The sequence below is a fragment of the Vannielia sp. ABF1_015 genome (genome assembly GCF_056160745.1).
In genome coordinates, this window is record NZ_JBSWXT010000002.1 from 470,204 (window position 1) to 489,088 (window position 18,885).

At 64.2% G+C, this 18,885-nt stretch carries 17 protein-coding genes; 8 read left to right on the forward strand and 9 right to left on the reverse strand.

The genetic code is table 11. From position 1 onward, the window contains the following. Positions 1–45 precede the first annotated feature (45 nt). The 4 genes from ACXAG6_RS14815 to ACXAG6_RS14830 all read right to left on the reverse strand — a co-directional run bounded on the left by ACXAG6_RS14815 (position 46) and on the right by ACXAG6_RS14830 (position 6,477). Positions 46–186, reverse strand: a complete 141-nt coding sequence (locus ACXAG6_RS14815; protein WP_168222967.1) for a hypothetical protein — start codon at positions 184–186, stop codon at positions 46–48. Positions 187–359: 173 nt separating this feature from the next. Continuing rightward, entirely contained in the window at positions 360–968 is a 609-nt protein-coding gene (locus ACXAG6_RS14820) for a DUF6778 family protein (protein ID WP_475338518.1), read from the reverse strand. Positions 969–1,138: 170 nt separating this feature from the next. Beyond that, a complete protein-coding gene (locus tag ACXAG6_RS14825; protein ID WP_475338519.1) occupies positions 1,139–3,799 on the reverse strand; it encodes a CHAT domain-containing protein in 2,661 nt (886 codons plus the stop codon). After that, complete coding sequence (locus ACXAG6_RS14830) at positions 3,796–6,477, reverse strand: CHAT domain-containing protein (protein ID WP_475338520.1); 2,682 nt, start codon at positions 6,475–6,477, stop codon at positions 3,796–3,798. Before ACXAG6_RS14830 ends, ACXAG6_RS14825 begins: the two co-directional genes overlap by 4 nt. A gap of 142 nt (positions 6,478–6,619) precedes the next feature. Here ACXAG6_RS14830 and edd point away from each other — a divergent pair, with 142 nt between their 5' ends. Together edd and eda are read left to right on the forward strand one after the other, a co-directional pair. After that, positions 6,620–8,425 carry a phosphogluconate dehydratase gene (gene edd, locus ACXAG6_RS14835; protein WP_475338522.1) on the forward strand — a complete coding sequence of 602 codons (1,806 nt, stop codon included), beginning with the start codon at positions 6,620–6,622 and terminating at the stop codon, positions 8,423–8,425. Between the two features lie 18 nt (positions 8,426–8,443). Next, positions 8,444–9,085, forward strand: a complete 642-nt coding sequence (gene eda, locus ACXAG6_RS14840) for a bifunctional 4-hydroxy-2-oxoglutarate aldolase/2-dehydro-3-deoxy-phosphogluconate aldolase (RefSeq protein WP_475338523.1) — start codon at positions 8,444–8,446, stop codon at positions 9,083–9,085. Between the two features lie 129 nt (positions 9,086–9,214). Here the strand turns inward: eda and ACXAG6_RS14845 are convergent, their stop codons facing one another. Both ACXAG6_RS14845 and ACXAG6_RS14850 read right to left on the reverse strand, forming a co-directional pair. Next, positions 9,215–9,493 (reverse strand): hypothetical protein, encoded by a 279-nt coding sequence (locus ACXAG6_RS14845; protein ID WP_475338524.1) that lies wholly within the window; start codon positions 9,491–9,493, stop codon positions 9,215–9,217. Then, complete coding sequence (locus tag ACXAG6_RS14850; protein ID WP_475338526.1) at positions 9,493–12,267, reverse strand: [protein-PII] uridylyltransferase family protein; 2,775 nt, start codon at positions 12,265–12,267, stop codon at positions 9,493–9,495. The genes ACXAG6_RS14845 and ACXAG6_RS14850 overlap by 1 nt, the downstream gene beginning before the upstream one ends. Before the next feature lie 96 nt (positions 12,268–12,363). On the opposite strand from ACXAG6_RS14850, the gene ACXAG6_RS14855 reads away from it, so the two are divergent. From ACXAG6_RS14855 to ACXAG6_RS14870, 4 genes are all read left to right on the forward strand, one after another. Next, the gene (locus ACXAG6_RS14855; RefSeq protein ID WP_475338527.1) at positions 12,364–12,834 is read left to right on the forward strand and encodes a YbaK/EbsC family protein; all 471 of its coding nucleotides are present in this window, start codon (positions 12,364–12,366) and stop codon (positions 12,832–12,834) included. Between the two features lie 220 nt (positions 12,835–13,054). Further along, positions 13,055–13,528, forward strand: a complete 474-nt coding sequence (locus ACXAG6_RS14860) for a DUF2852 domain-containing protein (RefSeq protein ID WP_475338528.1) — start codon at positions 13,055–13,057, stop codon at positions 13,526–13,528. Positions 13,529–13,648: 120 nt separating this feature from the next. After that, positions 13,649–14,101 (forward strand): RDD family protein, encoded by a 453-nt coding sequence (locus ACXAG6_RS14865; RefSeq protein ID WP_475339075.1) that lies wholly within the window; start codon positions 13,649–13,651, stop codon positions 14,099–14,101. Positions 14,102–14,221: 120 nt separating this feature from the next. Further along, positions 14,222–15,073: an arginyltransferase gene (locus tag ACXAG6_RS14870; RefSeq protein ID WP_475338529.1), complete on the forward strand. Its 852-nt coding sequence runs from the start codon at positions 14,222–14,224 to the stop codon at positions 15,071–15,073. Between the two features lie 111 nt (positions 15,074–15,184). Here ACXAG6_RS14870 and ACXAG6_RS14875 read toward each other — a convergent pair whose 3' ends face one another. The 3 genes from ACXAG6_RS14875 to ACXAG6_RS14885 all read right to left on the reverse strand — a co-directional run bounded on the left by ACXAG6_RS14875 (position 15,185) and on the right by ACXAG6_RS14885 (position 16,823). Further along, the gene (locus ACXAG6_RS14875; RefSeq protein WP_475338531.1) at positions 15,185–16,042 is read right to left on the reverse strand and encodes a DUF1206 domain-containing protein; all 858 of its coding nucleotides are present in this window, start codon (positions 16,040–16,042) and stop codon (positions 15,185–15,187) included. A 295-nt stretch (positions 16,043–16,337) separates the two neighbouring features. Beyond that, a complete protein-coding gene (locus ACXAG6_RS14880; protein WP_475338532.1) occupies positions 16,338–16,478 on the reverse strand; it encodes a hypothetical protein in 141 nt (46 codons plus the stop codon). Between the two features lie 57 nt (positions 16,479–16,535). Then, entirely contained in the window at positions 16,536–16,823 is a 288-nt protein-coding gene (locus ACXAG6_RS14885) for an SDR family NAD(P)-dependent oxidoreductase (protein WP_475338533.1), read from the reverse strand. Between ACXAG6_RS14885 and ACXAG6_RS14890 the strand changes: the two genes are divergently transcribed. Together ACXAG6_RS14890 and ACXAG6_RS14895 are read left to right on the forward strand one after the other, a co-directional pair. Beyond that, positions 16,795–17,253 carry a glutamate-cysteine ligase family protein gene (locus tag ACXAG6_RS14890; protein ID WP_475338534.1) on the forward strand — a complete coding sequence of 153 codons (459 nt, stop codon included), beginning with the start codon at positions 16,795–16,797 and terminating at the stop codon, positions 17,251–17,253. The genes ACXAG6_RS14885 and ACXAG6_RS14890 overlap by 29 nt on opposite strands. 153 nt (positions 17,254–17,406) lie before the next feature. Beyond that, the gene (locus ACXAG6_RS14895; protein ID WP_475338536.1) at positions 17,407–18,702 is read left to right on the forward strand and encodes a hypothetical protein; all 1,296 of its coding nucleotides are present in this window, start codon (positions 17,407–17,409) and stop codon (positions 18,700–18,702) included. Positions 18,703–18,885 lie beyond the last annotated feature (183 nt).

An 18,885-nucleotide genomic window follows, 5' to 3' on the forward strand; every position in this document is an offset into this window, starting at 1 on the left:
CGGCTGTGGAAAAGCGAAACTGTTCAAAGGCGCAAGCCCGCAGGCTCAGCGATAACTCCCGGTCGACCAGACAACAGCACTGGCATCAAACTGCTGCACCGTCACCAGATCCGCCGGGGCCGGAGAACAGGCCGACAGGGCCGCAAAAGCCAGAGCGATCAGGGAGATCCTCGTTTTCGTCATCATCGGTCTTATCCTTTTCGGGCGCCTGTGCCGGGCCCTTGCTGCTCGCTCCCGTTATAGCGGGGCGAGCGCCCGGTGGGAGTTTGTCTCATATTTTCGCACCAAATGCTTACCTTAGGGTAACCTCGGTGCAACACCGGCGGCATTCCGCTGCCGCCGGGGTCTGCATCTTGGGCTCAACCCTCCACAGCGCGGGCCGAAAGCTCGGCGGCAAAGGTGTTGGCCAGATGTTGGGTGATCCGCACTTTCTGCCCCAATCCCTGCGCTTCCATAGCAATGGCCTTCGAGCCGCCATAGGCCTTGAGATCGGCAGTTTCGATCCGGGCATCCACCACTTCCCCGGTTTCCGGGTCCAAAAGGATCAGTTTGAACTTGATCGAATGCACACCGCCAATGGTGTAACGCGTCTTTTCGGTCAGCGAATGAAAGCGCAGCACTTCCACCTGCACATCCACCGGGCGGCCTTGCTTCAGCTTCGAGCGGCTGCGCCCGATCGCTTCTTCAAAGATCGCTTCAACCTGCTCCCAGCGATTGCCCGGCGCATCCCCGCGCCAGACGATGTCGGCATTCGGGTAGTAGGTGTTGGCCTCCGAAACCCGCAGCGTGGTGGGCACGCGCACATCGACGCTGCGAATGGTAAAGGGCTGCGTCATCTCTCGCTGAGCGGCCCCGGCGGCCCCAAGCGGTGCATCGCGGGTTGCGAGCGGGGCGCTTGCGTTCACCGTACAGCCGGCCACGGCCACCAGAGTGGCGACGAGGGCGGCGCTTTTCATCAGTCTCATCATGGTCAAATCCTCCGGGCCTTTTTCGGCTCTCGTGGGCTGTCTGATCTCTTCGTGCACCAAGCAGGCACGCAGAATGCGGCGAGAATGAGAAAATTTTCGTAGTATTGTGCGCGTTTAGGCAACAACCGCGCATCGCACGGCGAAAATCGCGCCACTGGTGCTTGCGCGCCTCAGCCGGGATCGCCCACCAGAATGAACGGGGCCCAATAGGCAGGGTGGCTCCACTTCGGCTGCTCCATCAGCGCCAACGAGGCCTGCCGCTGGGCCTGCGCGGCCGTCAGCGCCGGGTGAGCGGCGCGGCGGGCAAAGATGTCTGTCATCAGCGCCACGGCGCTCTGGCTCTCCACCGGCCAATGGCTCACCAGCAAAGCACGTGCGCCCGCGTAGAAGAAACCCTGCGCCAGCCCCGAAAGCGCCTCGCCGCCGGGCTCTCCGCCCACGGCGGTGTTGCAGGCCGAAAGCACAACCCAATCGGCGTTCAGCTTCAGCCGTGCGATCTCGGACACCTTCAAAAACCCGTCTTCCGCCCCGCCGGGGGTGAGCGCCAGGGCTGGCTCATCCAGCACCGCGCCGCCCACTGCATCACCCGCCATCAGCCCGTGAGTTGCAAAATAGAGAACCCGAAACCGGTCCAGCGCCCCGGCCTTTACCGCCGCTTCGCTGGCTGCCGCCTCCTCCAGCACCGCGCCATCGCCCGCCTGCACCGCGCTGGCCACCGCACGCACCTCGCCCGCCGTCTCCGGCAGCGGTGCAAGCCCCGAGCGCAGCGCCGCCATGCGGGCATTGCTCGCCGGGGCCTTCGCGCCGTAGTCGGGGTTGGCCACGCCAAGGAAAGGCTCGGGCGCGCGGCCCGCTTCGGCCCCCAAGGCCGAGATGCGCAGCGACAATACCGAGGGGATCACCGTCACCGCATGATGCCGCAGCAGCCAATCCGCCCCGGCGAGGCCCCCGTTTGTCTCAGAGCGCAGCATGAGTTGCGGCGGCAGCGAAGAGATCGGGCCGCGCAACTCCACATAGAGGTGGTCCATCCCCTCCAGCGCTTCCGCCACCTGCCCAAAGGTCAGCGCGTAAAGCGCGGCGGCGGCGGCAGTGTCAAACTCCTGCGGGGCCTCGCCACTGGCAGCGCTCAGCGAAACCGCCGCCCGCACCCCGATCTTCAACTCAATCCCCTCGCGTACCCGCTCCACCAGAGCCGCCAGTTCCTCATGGCTCGCAGGCACCTCGGCCCAGGCCGCGCTGTCGCGACTGACAATCACGATGCGGCTGGAGAGGCCCGGCTTGCTTGCCGTGTCGATGATCACCACCGCCTCGCCGGGTTTGAGCTGCGCGCGCACCGCCTCCGCGCGCGCCGCTTCGCCCGCTCGCAAACCATTCAGCCAGCGGTCACGGCCCGCCAATTCGCCCTGTAATGCCTCCATATCTGCGATGGTGGCGGCCAGTTCGGCCTGCATGGCCTCCAGCCGGGCAGGCTCGCGGTCCTCCAGCGGCAGGCCGGAGTAGTCGAGCAGCGCAGCCTGAAGCTCGTTGCGGCGGCGAATGTTGTCCGTGTAACGCCGCGCGGCATCCCCCACGCCCTCCCGGCTCAACTCCAGCCGCTGGCCAAGCAACCGCGTGCTGCTGGAGGCCACCGAAAAATAGCTCGACTGCGCCACCTCGAAGGCCTCTTCGGCGGCCTCCTCCGCACTCATCGCCCCAGCCTCCTCGGCGGCGGCCAAAGCATCAAACCACGGGCTCGCCATCGACGTGCCGACTTCTGCCGACCAGCGCCCAAGCTCCAGCGCCCGCGCCCAGCGCCCCTGCTCGTTGGCCAGCGTGGCAGCCCAAGCCAGCGGCTCGGAAAGCGACGGATGGGTGCGGCCCAGCGTCTCTTCCATGTTGGCCAGCACCGTGTCGAGCAAGCCGACGCCTATGTCGTAATACTGCGCCCCCGGCCCCTCGCGGGTCAGCAGGAGCGCGATCATGGCGTTGGCCTCATTGGTCTGGCGGCTCTTCGCGCCATAGAGCTCCTCAGCCAGTTCAGCGCTTTCCAGCAAAACCTCACCAGCCACATCGAAATACCGCAACTGCGCAGCCAGCCGGCCCCCCTTGTAGAGCACGGTTTGCAACACAGGGTGCTTGTTTCCAAAGGCGGCACGGGTTGCCACGACCGCCTCCACATAAAGCTGGAGAGCCTCGTCATAGCGCCCCAGCTGCTCGGCCATCCGCGCCGCATGGCTGTAGGCGTTTGCCCGGTGCCGCCCCGCCCTGACGCCGCTGGCACCCTCCAAGGCCTCTGCCACGGCCCTGAACTCCTCCATCGCCGCCTCAAACTTCCCGGTCCGCTCCATCAGCCCGGCAACGTTGGAGCGAAAGAACAGCGTGGTCACATGGTCCGGCCCCCAATGGCCTTGCGCAAATTCCAAGGCTTCGAGGGCATAGGGCATCGCCTCGCCAGCGCGGCGGGAGTTGGAGAGTGCCATCGCAAGGTTCATCCGGGCACGCTGGGCCTGCGGATGGTTGCGCCCGTGGTGCGTTACCCAAAGGTCGAGCACGCGGCGGGTCATCTCCAACCCCTCTTTCCTGCGCCCAACACGTTCAAGGATATTGCCAACCAGCGCGTGGTTCAGCAGCGCCCGCTCGGAATGGGTGCCATAGGCCGCCTCCAGCGCACGTTGCAGCGCCTCGGCAGCGGGCAGCGCCTCCTCAAAGCGGCCTTGAGAATAGAGCTCAAACAGTGCCTCTTCATCGGCGTCTGCCGCGATCTGTTCTGTGGTCTTCCCGCTGTCCTGCGCAACACCGGGGCTGGCAAGGGCGAGAGAGAGCGCAAGGAGGATCAGGCGAAGGCAGCTCATCGGTCCGGGTCTCCCACAAGGATGAACGGGGCCCAATAGGCCGGGTGGCGCCACTCCGCACGCGGCCCGTCGATCATCGCGAGCATCGCCTGCCGCTGGGCTTCCGCGGCAGAAAGCTCCGGGTCGGCGGCGCGGCGGGCAAAGATATCTGTCATCAGGCTCACCGCGCTCTGGCTCTCCACCGGCCAATGGCTGACCAGCAGCGCACGCGCTCCGGCATAGAGAAAGGCCTGCGCCAAGCCAGACAGCGCCTCAGCGTCCGGCGTGTCGCCCACCGCCGTGTTGCAGGCGCTCAGCACCACCCAATCGGGGTTCATCCTAAGCAGCGCAATCTCGCTGGCCGTTAGCAGCCCGTCCTCGCCACCGCCCGGGGTAAGCGCCAGCGCGGGCTCTTCCACCACGCTCTCCTTCACCTCATCGCCTGAAACCAGCCCATGTGTGGCAAAGTAAAGCACCCTGAAGCGCTCCAGATCAGCCGCCTTCACCGCCGCCTCGCTTGCCGCTCCCTGTTGCAGCACGGCCCCCTCGCCCGCGCCCATCGAGCCCGCCACATCGCGCACCTCTTCAAAGGTTTCCGGCAGCGGTGCCAGCGCCCCGCCCCGGTTGGAAGAGGCCTGCACCGGAGCGCTGCCGCTTGGGTCAAAATCCGGGTTGGCGATCCCGAGGATCGGCTCAGACGCCCGCGGCTTGCCCGCAGCAATCTCCATCGCCTTCAGCGCGAAGACCGAGGGCACAACGGTAATCGCATGGTGGCGGATCAACCAATCCGCCTCTTCCATGCTGGCCGCCTCGTTGCGCACCATCAGATGCGGCGGAATCGCCGTTAGCGGCCCGCGCAGCTCTACGTACAAATGGGTCTTGCCCTCAATCAGGTCCGCAATCTGCCCAAAGGTCTGCGCATAAAGGTAATGCGCTGCCTCCAGCGGAAACTCCGGCGCAGCGCCACCTGCCCCCTTCAGGGCAGTCGCCGCGCGCACGCCAAGCCGGTTGTCAACCGCCGCGCGCAGATCGGCCACAGCGGCGGCCAAGGCGGTTGGCTCCACCGGCATCGGCAGCCAATAGGTGGTTTCGTCGGTGATGACGAAGACAAAGTCGTAATCCCCGTCACGCTCACCGATATCAAACAGGATGATCGCCTCATCGGGGCCGAGCAGCGCGCGCAGCTCATCGCTTTCTGCCAACCCATCGTTGATCAGCGCGGTAAAATCCGGCGCGGTCTTGTGCAACTCTTCGGTCAGCCGCTTCTGCGTCAGGCTCACCTCCGAAAGGTCCGCCTTCAGCGCCACTTCCCGGGCATAATCCCGCTGTCCCGCAGGTAGCCGCAGCAGCGCGGCATATTCGGCCTGAAGTGCCGCCTCCCGATCCACCGCATCGGTGATCGCCCGGTGCAGCTTGGCCGCGGGGCTGTCCCCAAGGCTGACCCGCGCCGCCATCTGCTCCAGCGCATGGCCCGCATCCGTCACCCCCGAGCGCTGCGCGATCCGCAAGGCATCCGGCACGATCTCACGCCACGGCTTTGCCTTCGCCACCCCGGCACCGTCGAGCACCCGAACCAGCGTGTTGCGGCTCGCATGGCCCAGCTTTTCGGCCCTCAGCACCGCGTCCATCGCGCCCAGCCAATCCTCCAAGTCCATCCGCACGGCGGCAAGATTCAGCAGCGTGCGCCCCCACCCCTCATGACGAAACCCCTCGCCCCTCGGTTTGGGCAGGGTCGCCTCAAACATCGCATCCGCCCGCTCCAGCATCTCCACACCCTTGTGGAAAGCCTCCGAGCCGAACTCCTGATAGAGCCACCAGATCGCATCGTAAGAAAGCGCCGTGGCCAGCATCGGGCTGTCGCCATACTCCGCCACGATCTTCGGCATCACCTGCCCGATGGTCGCATGCATCCCCTCGGTATCGCCCGCAAACATCTTGAGCTTGGCCAGTTCCAGCGTCATCGCCAGCACCCCGAAATCATCATCGCCCCAAAATGCCCGCCGCCGCTCCAGCGCATCGGCCATTGCAGCCACGGCCTCCTCGTCGCGCCCCAGCACCTCCAGCGAAAACGCCCGCTTCTCGGCAAAACTCATGGCCGAAAGCTGCAACCCGTTCGTGCCCCCCGGAACGCCCTCTGCAATCGCCTGGTCCAGCCCTTTCAGCGAGCGCGCCCAGAGTGCCTCGGCCTCGGCATGCAGCCCCAGATCCGCCATGATATCTGCCAGCTCACCGCGCCAGACATTGGCGACAAAATCATCATCGCCGTGGATCTGCTCGGCCACGCTCACCGCTTCAATCGCCAATGGCAGCGCCTCGCGCCTTGCGCCGGTATCAGCCAGCAGCTTGGCCAGCCCCATCTGCGCAATCGCGTGCAACGGGCTGTAAACCGACGATACCTCGCGAAACCGAGCCAGCACATCGCGCCGCAGCGCCACCGCCTCGTCCCAGCGCTTCTGCATCGCCAGCACCCCGGCCACGTCGCCCTCGATGCTCAATCTTGCCGGATGGTTGGCAGGCATCCTTTCGCCCATGCTGGCCACCACCTGCCGAAACCGCGCCTCCGCCTCGGCAAAGTCCTTCTGGCGGATCGCATCCTGCCCGGCCTCATAAGCCGCCTGCTCCTCAGCGGTCAGATCATAGGATTGCGCGCCCACCGGCAGGGCAAAGAGCAGAAAGAATGCGGTTATCAAAAATCTCATGGTTGAAATATCCGGTCCGCGCGCTCCATGGTCAAAGGAAATTGCATGACAAATCAGGTCATAACGGGCACCGATTGCCCCGTTAGCGCTAACACGCTAGACTGACACCACGCAGAATCGCCAAGCCCCCGGAGGCCAGCCCGTGCCGCTCAATCCTACCATCGCCGCAGTCACCGACCGTATCATTGCCCGCTCCCGCGATGCGCGCTCCGCCTATCTTGAGCGGATCGGCAAAGCCGCCGACGCCGGGCCGGTGCGGGCGCATCTCTCCTGCTCCAATCAAGCCCACGCCTATGCGCCGATGGGCCAAGATCAATCGGCTCTGGCGGGCGGCACCGCGCCCAACATCGGCATCGTCACCGCCTATAATGACATGCTCTCCGCCCACCAGCCCTTCGAGCGCTTCCCCGATCTCATCCGCGAGGCCGCCCGCGCCAAGGGCGCCACCGCGCAGGTGGCTGGCGGTGTGCCCGCCATGTGCGATGGCGTCACCCAAGGCCAGCCCGGCATGGAGCTCTCGCTGTTTTCGCGCGACGTGATCGCGCTGGCCGCCGGGGTCAGCCTCAGCCACAACTGCTTCGACAGCGCAATCTACCTCGGCGTCTGTGACAAGATCGTGCCCGGCCTCATCATCGCCGCCGCCACCTTTGGCCACATCCCTGCAATCTTCCTCCCCGCTGGCCCGATGACCTCAGGCCTACCCAATGACGAAAAGGCCAAGGTCCGCCAGCAGTTCGCCACCGGCGAGGTGGGCCGCGACAAGCTGATGGAGGCCGAGATGGCCTCCTACCACGGCCCCGGCACCTGCACCTTCTACGGCACCGCCAACACCAACCAGATGCTGATGGAGTTCATGGGCCTCCACCTGCCCGGCGCGAGCTTCGTCAACCCGAACACGCCCCTGCGCGACGCCCTGACGGTGGCGGGCACCGAGCGCGCGCTGGAGATCACAGCGGCAGGGAATGATTATCGCCCCGCCGGGCAAATCCTTGACGAAAAAGCCTTCGTCAACGGCATCGTCGGCCTCATGGCCACTGGCGGCTCCACCAACCTCGTGCTCCACCTGCCCGCCATGGCCCGCGCCGCAGGCGTGATCCTCGACCTTCAGGATTTCTCCGACATCTCCGAAACCATCCCGCTGATGGCCAAGGTCTACCCCAACGGCCTGGCCGACGTGAACCACTTCCACGCCGCCGGGGGCCTGCAATACCTCATCCGCCAGTTGCTCTCCGAGGGCCTACTGCATGACGACACGCTCACGGTCGCGGGCGAAGGCCTCGGCAGCTACACCGAAGAGCCCAAGCTGGTGGATGGCGCGCTTAAGTGGCAGCCCGCCGCCGAAGAAAGCCAGAACGAAAAGATCCTCCGCCCCGCCACCGACCCCTTCCAAAAGACCGGCGGGTTGAAAGAGCTGAAAGGCTCGCTGGGCCGGGGCGTGATGAAGGTCTCCGCCGTCGCCCCCGAGCGCCACGTGATCGAGGCCAAGGCCCGCGTGTTCAACGACCAACACGCCGTGAAGAAAGCCTTCCAGGCCGGCGAGTTCACCGAAGATACCGTGGTCATCGTCCGCTTCCAGGGTCCCAAGGCCAACGGCATGCCCGAGTTGCACAGCCTCACCCCGCCCCTCGCCGTGCTGCAAGATCGCGGGCTGAAGGTGGCGCTTGTCACCGATGGCCGCATGTCCGGCGCTTCCGGCAAGGTGCCCGCCGCCATCCACGTCACCCCCGAGGCCGCAATGGGCGGCCCCATCGGCAAGGTGCAGGATGGCGACCTCGTTCGCGTTGACGCCACCGCCGGAACGCTCGATATTCTCGCCGAAGGATGGGAGGCCCGCACCCCGGTGCAGCCCGACCTCACCGCCAATAGATACGGGATCGGCCGCGAGATGTTCGAGGCCTTCCGCCAAACCGTCGGCACCTCCGACGAAGGCGCCGCTGTCGTCGTCTGACACCTGAAGGATCACATCATGAATGCCGCCGAAGCCTCTGTGAAAACAAAAGAAATCTGCGCCCTCGCGCCCGTGGTTCCGGTGCTGGTGGTCGATGACGCCGCCCATGCCGCCCCGCTCGCCAAGGCACTGGTCGCAGGCGGCCTGCCCGCGCTCGAAGTCACCCTGCGCACCCCCGCCGCGCTCGACGTGATCCGCGCCATGAGCGAGGTCGAAGGCGGCCTCGTGGGTGCAGGCACCCTGCTCACCCCCGAAGACGTCAAAAACGCCGTCGCAGCAGGGGCCAAGTTCGGCGTCAGCCCCGGCGCAACCGACACGCTGCTCCAAGCCTGCGAAGACGAGGGCCTGCCCCTCCTCCCCGGCGCAGCCACCGCCACCGAGGCCATGGCCCTGCTGGAGCGCGGCTATACCGCGATGAAATTCTTCCCCGCCGAAGCCTCAGGCGGCGCGCCCGCCCTCAAGGCCATTGGCGCACCGATCCCGCAAATCAGCTTCTGCCCCACCGGCGGCGTCAGCCTGAAAAACGCCAACGACTACCTGAGCCTGTCCAACGTGATGTGCGTCGGCGGCAGCTGGGTGGCCCCCGGCGACAAGTTCAAATCCGGCGATTGGGCGGGCATCACCGCGCTGGCAAAAGAGGCCGCTGCGCTCCCGCGCTGACCTTGGGAGCAGCGCGCAACCGCTTCATTTTCTTTCTGAAAATATCCATTCCGCACCCACCACCGGCGCCCCACCAGATGCGGGACACACGGGGCCGATGAGGCGCAGCCGAAGAGGCCCCGCAAAGCCCTAATCGCGCCGCCCACGCCATCCGCCGCGCCGCTTCGGCGTCATATCGGCCTCCATCGCCTCCTTCAGCACAACCGACATCGGATGCTCCGGCGCGCTGCGCCCGTAGTGCTCATAGAGCGAGCGCAGCGCCATGCTCTGCTCGGTCTCATCCGGCAGGCTGAGCGCCCAATCCAGAAAGATGCTCCGGGCCTCGCCGGGGCCAACACCCTCCATCCGATAGGCCTCGCGGATCAGCCCCTTGTGGTCAAATCGCGCGGTCTCGTCGATCTGTGCCATCAGCCTTCCTTTCCGGCGCCATCCAGCGCCCGTTCAATCACCTCTGCCGCCGCTGCGGCGGCTTCATCCATGCGGCCCGCAAGCGCCTCAACCGGCTCCACCCCGGTCTCGCGGGCCAGCAATGCCCGCGCGCCCTCGCCCATGCCCTCCACCTCCAGCGGCCCTTCGCTGAGCAACCTTGCGCAGCCCTGCACCTGCTGCATCAAGGCATAGGAGCGGGCCAAAACATCGGTGCCGTCGCAAAGCGCGCCCGCCGCAAGCTGGTCCTCCAGCCGCCGCGCGGGCACCCCGCCCAACAGGGCCGCCGCCTGCGCCGCGAGTTCGATATCCTGCATCCGCCCGGGGCCAATCTTGGCCTCCAGCCCGCCTCCGGGGCGCTTGGCCTCAAAGATCCGCGCCCGCATCTCGGCCACATCGGCCAGCACCTTGGCCCGGTCGTGGCGGGTGGCCAAAACTTCGCAACGCACCGCCTCCACCTCCCCCGCCAGCGCCTCTGCCCCGCAGATCACCCGCGCCCGGGTGAGCGCCAGATGCTCCCATGTCCACGCGTCCTTGCGCTGATAGGCGGCAAATGCCGCCAGAGAGGTCGCCACCGGCCCCGAGTTGCCCGAGGGCCGCAGCCGCATATCCACCTCATACAACCGCCCTTCGGCCATCAGCGCGGTGAGCGCCGTCACTAGCGCCTTCGTCAGCCGCGCATACCACGCCCCAGCGGTGAGGGGGCGCTTGCCCTCGCTCTGCTCAACACCGTCAGCGTCGTAGATCACGATGAGGTCCAAATCGGACTTCGCATTCAGCCAACCCGCGCCGAGCGAGCCCATGCCCAGCACCACAGCGCCCCGTCCCGGTGCTGGCCCATGCCGCCTTGCGTGCTCCGCCTCCACCACCGGATAAACCGCGCGCAGCACCGCTTCGGCCAGCAGCGCATATTGCTGCCCTGCCACCAGCGCCGAGGCATGGCCGCGCAGCAAATGCACCCCAATCCGAAAATGCCACTCCTTCGCCCAGCGCCGCGCGGTGTCGAGCTTGCCCTCATAATCCCCGGCCCGCGCCATCTCTTCGCGCAGCGCCGCGTCAAGCACCTCCACGCCCGGCCAATCGGCAAAGAAATCGCCGCCAATCACCGCGTCGAGCACGCCTGCATTCCGGCTGAGGTATTCCGCCAGCTCCGGCGCGGTGGCGCAGATGTCCACGATCAGCCCCAAAAGCTGCGGGTTGGAGGCGAAGAGCGAGAAAATCTGCACCCCCGCTGGCAGGCCCCGCAAGAAGCCGTCAAAGGCCCCCAGCGCCTCCTCCGGCTTCGCCGCGCCACCCAGCTGGGTCATCAACTCCGGGCGGATGCGGGCAAAGAGCTCACCCGCGCGGGTCGAGCGAAAGGCCGCATAGCCCTTCCAGCGCGCCATGATCTCGCGCGCGCCGTCGCTCCACTCCGGCTCGCCCTCGCCCTTGCGCTTCTTTCCCGGCGCAAAGAAGCCTTCGGCCAGCGTGGCGACCCGCTCCAGCCGCTCTTCCAGCCGCGCCCGAAAGGCCTCTGTGTCCCCCTCGCCCGCCAGCCGCGCCACCCGCTCAATGCCCTCGGCATCCTTTGGCAGCGCATGGGTCTGCTGGTCGTGCACCATCTGAATCCGATGCTCCAACTCCCGGTGCGCCCGGTAGTCCTCGGCCAGTTGCGCCGCATCGGCCTCGCCAACCCAACCCTTCTCCGCCAGCCGCGCCAGCCCCTCCACCGTGCCGCGCACCCTCAGCTCCGGGTCGCGCCCGCCCGCGATAATCTGCCGGGTCTGGGTGAAAAACTCGATCTCCCGAATGCCGCCACGCCCCAGCTTCAGGTCGCGTCCCTCCAGCGCTTTGCCATAAAGCCCCTTATGCTCGCGGATCGCCAACCGCATGTCATGGGCGTCCTGAATGGCGGCAAAATCGAGGTGCTTGCGCCAGATGAAAGGCCTCAGCCGCTCCAGATAGCCTGCCCCCGCCTCCAGATCGCCCGCGCAAACCCGTGCCTTGATATGCGCCGCCCGCTCCCAAGTGCGCCCAAGGCTCTCGTAATAGCGCTCGGCGGCCTCCATGCTCAGGCACACCGGCGTCACGCTCGGATCGGGCCGCAGACGCAGATCGGTGCGAAAAACATAGCCCTCCGCCGTGTTGTCGCTCAGCGTCTTGGCCGCCTCGCGGGTGGCTCGCACAAGGCTGGTGCGCAGCTCGTGAAAGTCCCGCTCCGGCCAACGATCCTGATCGAACAGCAAAATGAGGTCGATGTCCGAGGAATAGTTCAGCTCATGCGCACCCATCTTGCCCATGGCCAGCACGAAGATACCGCAGAGGTCGTCATCCACATCGCCCGGCTCCAGCGCCGACTTGCGCCGCGCCGCCTCCCGCTCCAACGCCCGCCGCCACGCCAGTTGCACCGCGCAGTCAGCCAGCTCGGTGAGCGCGCCCGTCACCTTCTCCAGCGGCCAGACCCTGCCCAGATCGGCCAGCGCGGTGAACAGCGCCAACCGCCGCTTTGCCGCCCGCAGCGCCACCGCCACGTCGGTCTCTGCGGCAGCTGCGGCGAGCACCCCCGGCACCACCTCATCCACCGGCGCGGCCAGCGCGGTTTCCAGCCATTCGGCCTCCTTGCCGATCAACCCGGCGAGATACGGGGCCGAGCCCGCCGCGCCGCCGATCAACTCGGCCACCTGCCCCGTCGCCCAGCCCGCCGCTTCCCGCGCGGTGGCAGCGGCGCCTTGGTCAACGGCAATCGGCAAACGGGTGATCTGGCTGGCAAATGTCATGCCGCCTTCATCCCCCGCCCGCGCCCTCCGGTCAACGCCTCTTGCCCCCGCGGGGCCGCTCCGTAGGGTGGGCACCACCCCACAACCCGAGGCCCCATGTCCAAATCCCTCAAACGTGTCCGCGCCGCGCTACAAGCCGCGGGCCTGCCAGATACCACCCGCGAAATGCCCGAAAGCACCCGCACCGCCGCCCAGGCCGCAGCCGCCGCTGGCTGCGAGATCGACCAGATCGCCAAGTCCATCATCTTCGCCGGAGAAGAGAGCGGCGCGCTCTACCTCTTCCTCACCGCAGGCGGCAGTAAGGTAGACCCGGCCAAGGCCAGCGCAGCCGCAGGGGAGCTTCTCACCCGCGCCGAGGGTGCCGCCGTGCGCAAGATTACCGGCTTCGCCATCGGCGGCGTCGCCCCCATCGGCCATCTGACCGCGCCCAAAGCCTTCCTCGACCCCCGCCTCACCGAGTTCGAGCAGGTCTGGGCCGCCGCCGGCACCCCGCGCCACATCTTCGAAATCGCGCCCGAAACCATGGCTCGGCTGGCAAAGGCAGACACCACCGACTTCACCCATTAGTCACGGTCATCCCCGGGCCAAAGACAGGGACCTCTCGCTTCCTACCCCCGTCATCCTCGGGCCTGACCCGAGGATCTCCAGCCCCGAAATCCCCACCGCCCACAGCACATTCTGGCCAAATGTAAAAAACATTCACATTCCCCCTTGAAGCCCCCGCGCCCCACCCCCATCTCTCATAATGTGAAAGACATTCACATATACAAACAACGGAGATACCCTGATGAACACCGCCCAAACCGCCACCGTCACGCACCAGCCCGGCTGGTTCGCCCGTGCCGAAGGCTGGCTGGACGAGCGTGGCAAGGGAGCCTGGATCGCAGCCATGGTGCTGGGGTTCATCTTCTTCTGGCCCCTCGGTCTCGCCCTTCTCGCCTATATGATCTGGAGCAAACGCATGTTTTCTGGCCGCTGCGCCCAAAGGCGCTCTCACACCCATGACGCCCACCGGATGAACCGTCGCCACGGCTTCCGCTCTTCCGGCAACACGGCGTTCGACAGCTACAAGGCCGAAACCCTGCGCCGCCTTGAAGACGAGCAGGAAGCCTTTGAAGGGTTCCTCGAACGGCTCCGCGCCGCCAAGGACAAGGAAGAGTTCGACGCCTTCATGGATGACCGCGCAACAGCCGCCCAATCCTCGGACGATGGCGAGAAGAACAGCGACAGCGAAGAGCCCGCGCTCACCGAGCCCCGCTAAGCCAAACGTCCACGGAACGGGGCACGCCTCCCCCGCGTTGTCCCACCAACGGCCCGCCGCTCCCTCCCCCCGGGCGGCGGGCCCCTTTCAAATCGTCAGGAGACACCCCAGATGTCCACGATGGACAACATCACCACCGCCCTCCCCGACCCGGACCTTGCGCCCGAGTTCTACGCCGATACGCCCGCGAAACGCTTCTTTGCGTGGCTCGTCGATGGGGTGCTGATCTTCTTGGTGACCCTGCTGGTGCTCCCCTTTACCGCCTTCACCGGGCTCTTCTTCTACCCACTGCTCTGGCTGGTGATATCCTTCGCCTACCGCACCATCACGCTGGCCTGTGGCTCCGCCACATGGGGCATGCGGCTGATGTCCCTCGAAATGCGCACCCACCGCGGCGAGCGCTTCGGGCTGGGCGAGGCCTTCATCCACACGCTGATCTACTCCGTGGCCATCTCCACCTTCCTCGTGCAGGTGATCTCGATCGTGCTGATGCTGACAACATCCCGCCGTCAAAGCCTTGGCGACCATCTCCTCGGCAGCGTCGCGATCAACCGCGCCGCCGCCCACCGCTGAGGTGCGGGTATCGCTGCAGGGCAGCACCTCAAACCGCCTCCCTGTTTCTGGGGGCTTGGCGCGACGTCATCACACTGTTACCGTCACCTCTGAACCTCAGTAACCGCACGCTGCTTCCCCTTGCGCCACACACTCCCCATCGCGCCCCAGTTCTACGTGACGGCCCCGCAACCCTGCCCTTACCTTGAGGGCCGGATGGAGCGGAAGCTCTTCACCGCGCTACAGGGAGAAGGTGCCGAAAAGCTGAACGATACGCTCTCCCAGCAGGGGTTCCGCCGCAGCCAAAACGTGCTTTACCGCCCCTCCTGCGCCGACTGTTCGGCCTGCATGTCCGCCCGTATCCGCGTGGCAGACTTTGAGCCGACCAAGAGCCAGAAACGAGTGGCCAAGCGCAACGCCATGCTCACCCGCAAGGCCAATTCGCCTTGGGCCACCGAGGAGCAATACGCGCTTTTTCGCCGCTACCTCGACCAGCGCCACGCCGATGGCGGCATGGCCGATATGGATATTTTCGAGTTCGCCGCGATGATCGAAGAGACCCCGGTGAAGAGCCGGGTGGTCGAATATCACCTGCCCGCCGAGGCCGCAGAGAACGATACCGGTGAAGACAAGCTGGTCGCCGTCTGCCTCACCGATGTGCTGGCCGACGGCGTCAGCCTCGTCTACTCCTTCTTCGAGCCGATGATGGAAAAGCACTCACTCGGCCGCTACATTATCCTCGATCACATCAACATCGCCCGCGAAGCTGGCCTGCCCTATGTCTACCTCGGCTACTGGGTGCCCGGCTCACCGAAGATGGGCTACAAGGCCAGCTACGGCGCGCTCGAAATCTACAAGAACGGCGCATGGCGCGATCTCGGCGATGCCGAAGAGCACCGGCAAGAGATCCACCCGCTCTCGGTCGATCCCATTGCCGAACAGGTCGCCCGCATCCGCCTGCCTGACAGCCGCCCCGCCAATCGCCGCGGCTAAGGCGCACCGCCTGACAGGTCCAGCTTTAGTGAAATACAGGCTGTAGCCCACCGCCGGGCACGGCACGGGTGGGTCCGCGAGCTGCGTCCTGCCCGCCCCGCCGCCTACGCCTCAACCCGCCGCCGCCAGCGTCCCTTCCGCCTTCATCTTCGCCCGCCGGGCCAGCGTCATCACGTCCTTGCCGTCCCGGCGCGGGATAACCCGGTAAAGGCCCTCAACCGCGTTCTCTACCGCAAACGCGATCAGCCCAATGGCCACCACCCCCAGCATCACCCGCCCAAACGGGGCCGCGCGGATCTGGCCCAGCGCCTCGCCCACGCCGCCCGCCCGCTGCGGCTCGGAGGCCAAGGCGGCAAAGCAGATAAGCACCCCGATCACGCCAATCACCACCCCCTCGGCAATGCAGCCGAACTTCATCACCGGGTCCAACCGCTCGGCCACCGGCGTCACCCGGATATGCGCCTTGTATTTCTCGGCAAGCCCCTTGTAGCCATAGTAGATTCCGGCCCCGATCGTCACCAGCCCAACCGCGCCGACCAGCCACGGCCCGAAGGGCATGGCCATCAGCTTGGCCGTCGCACTCTGGGTGCCGCCACCGCCGCCGTCACCACCGCGCAGCGCCAGCCCGGCCACCGATACCCCAATCGCCCCGTGGATCACCCCGGTCACAACCAACCCTGTCCGCGCGACGATCCCCTTGGCCTCGTGGCCGTAATCCTCAAGGTCCATCCAGGCGTCAATCAGACGCCACACCATGTAGGCCCAGAGGCCAACCGCTACGAGCCACAGCAGCGGCGTGCCCCACCAGTGCGCCTGCAAGTCGGCCAGCGCATCCGTGGTGCCCTCCGCCTCCCCGCCCCTGATCGCGGCGGTGAGCGCAAGCCCCCCCACCACGGTGTAAACAACGGCGCGGGCGAAGTATCCCACCCGCATCACGGGCACGACCCAGCCGGGGGCTTTCTCGGACATCAGGTACTCCTCCTTTCATAGAAGGACGCCCAGCCGCCCCAATGGTTCCTTTCCCAAGGCAGGTAAAACCCGGCAACGCACGCGGTCAGCCCCTTGCACGACTTGGCCAAGAACCACGTTTGACGCCAAGGGCCACAGCACCCTCACCTACCAATGACATTTCAGAAGAAAGCCACGGCAGCACCGCCGTCTCAAATGTCGACTATGCACACAAAGCGCGCATTGTCTGCGCACTGTCAAAACGGCTGGTTTCGTTGTTGGGCTCTTTGGCGGCCGGTTTCTGTGACACCCCGCCTCAGCTAAGGAACTGCTCGATTACTGCCGCTTGTTGCCTTTCACCTGTCGGATCAAGTTCGGTCTTGAGACGGGTGAAATCTTCGCCCCACTTTGAAGTGCGGGTGCGGATCGGCGGGGTTTCAGCCTCCAAGCACGTCATCACCACTGCTGCAACTTCATCTGCGGTCTGGTAAATGTCTTCTCCGCTCTGACGGTTCTAAGCGCCGCCAATGTAATTTTGCAGGATCGGCAAATACTCGTCTTCCAACATGCCGCCGGTGTCTTGCACGTGTTTCAATACGTTGCTTGCAAACTCAGATTGGATGCCGCCGGGCTCCACTGTGGTAAAGTTGATCCCGAAATTTGAGGTAACATAGCAAGCCAATGCCACCGAATATCCCTCAACGGCGAATTTGGCGGCGCAATAGATTTCGTTGAACGGCTGCCCGACCAAACCACCAACGGATGATATGGTGATGATATGGCCAGACCGAGCCTTACGCATCTGCGACGTCTCCCCCCGGCTGGAAGACACCCTCACCCTCGCCGCCACCCCCCAGGCCCTCCTGCGCACGCTCTGGCGCCTGCGCACCCGCAACCTCCGCTGGCGCCGCTACGACCGCTTCCTGATCATGGAAAACCGCTGGCGCGCCCAACGGTATGGCGTCAGCGAAGGCCTGATAGACTTCGGCGCCCGAGAGATCATCCTCATGGCCATGCTGGCCGAAGAACTAGTGGAGATTTTGGCCGAAGACGCCCACGCCCTGGGAAGCACAGCCGAAATCGCCCGCCTCCCCGAAATCGAGGCAAAGGGCAACGCAGCAGACCGCCAACGGGCAGTCTATCGCGGCTACACGGAGGCCGGGGCGTCGCATGATGCGGCCATGCGGGGGGTGGTGGAGAGCTTCGTGGCCGAGTTTGGGGAGGGGGCTTGAAATCCCAAAAAGGATACAACATACATTTCTGTATGCTCTGTAGAAACAGAGTGAAGTTGAATTCCGGGAAGGCACGGCGTAAATAGATCCTGAAAAGACACTTATTTCCAATCGACAAGTAGGTAGACTCAGATTATACGCGGAGGGAACTTTATGGACGAAGAACAGGTAATAAATGATCTCATTCAGCGCGCCGCGGTCAGCAACATTGAGCATCAGCGTCGCGAAATCGATTACGGAGATGACGTCACAGTTCATAACTATTTGATTTTCCCTTCAGGAAAGTTTCCACGACGCATTTCGATTTCGAGTCCAGAGAAAGCTGAGTTGCTCTTATCGATAAATTTTGAGAAATTCTCATTTCTTGAAAGCTATGATGCAATCTGCGATATGGACGCAGGAGTAATCGAAGCCAAGATCACCTCCCGTGGGCCGATGGGCGCCAGCGGAGTGGAGCGTATTTTGACGTATCCGTCTCATTTTGCCGGGGAAGACGATATCGACGAAGAAAGGGATCAGACGTTTAGGGTCAGTGCATCGTCAAAGAATGGAGTTCGATTTGAAATCTCTCCTTGCAGCAAGGACTTACATATTCTTACCTCAAGGGGTTACGCAAGACTAGCAGACACATCGTCACAAAACTCCCTAAGTCTCAAAATTTATCTTGGCTCAAAGCAAAGCTACGAATCTGCTGTAATCGCCTTGGAGACAATCTCCAACGCTCTCTTTTTCCAGATATATTGCGAAAGGGGAGCGTCACTTGCTTTGAAGAAATCTCTTCAGCGAAGGCGACCAACCAGACGACGAAGCCGCCCCGCTGATGATAACTCAAGCTTGCAGTTCCCAGAGTTTGAATACGATAGCGCGCCCATATCACTGTTCTGGTACGCAAAAAGCGCTCGCGGTCTACCTTTGCTGCAATTCTTAGCTTATTATCAGGTGGTCGAATACTATTTCCCCAACTTTGCGATGCTTGAATCTGTGAGGTCCGCGAGGAAATTGCTCAAGCATCCTAGCTTTAGAATAGATCGAGAATCAGACTTAACTAGATTAGTTTCTTCAATCGCAGGAACCGGTCGCGCTGGATCAAGTGAGCGCGAGCAAATGAAAGTCACGGTCGCGGAAGTTCTTTCTAGAGACGAAGTAGATCAATACTTTTCGGAGAATTCAGATGTAGCAGAAATTGTGAGCAAGAAGCAGAAAGGGATCACAGACAAGACAGTAAACGTTTCTCGAGGCGGGCATGATCACAGGCCCGATATTGCTGAGTTACTTTATGATATCAGATGCCGAATTGTTCATACGAAAAATGACTCAGGGACATCGCGCTCTGAGATGCTACTTCCCTTCTCGACCGCTGAGGAGGAGCTTTGGGCTTACATTGACCTGATGGAACTAGTGGCACGGCATGCGCTAATAAGATCAAGTGCTGGGATGCGCATATTTTGACATCACGCATTACAGAAGAGCTTTGCTTCAGTTCAATGGAAGCGCCTTGAAAGCTTGTGCGGGCACCACCTCGCTACCATGTCATCACGTTCGTATGCTTTTGCTGACTGATGGCTTTGAACAGACCTCCCCCCTTGCCAACCCTCCCAACCTTCCCCAAAATTGACCCAGCGTTCAATAACG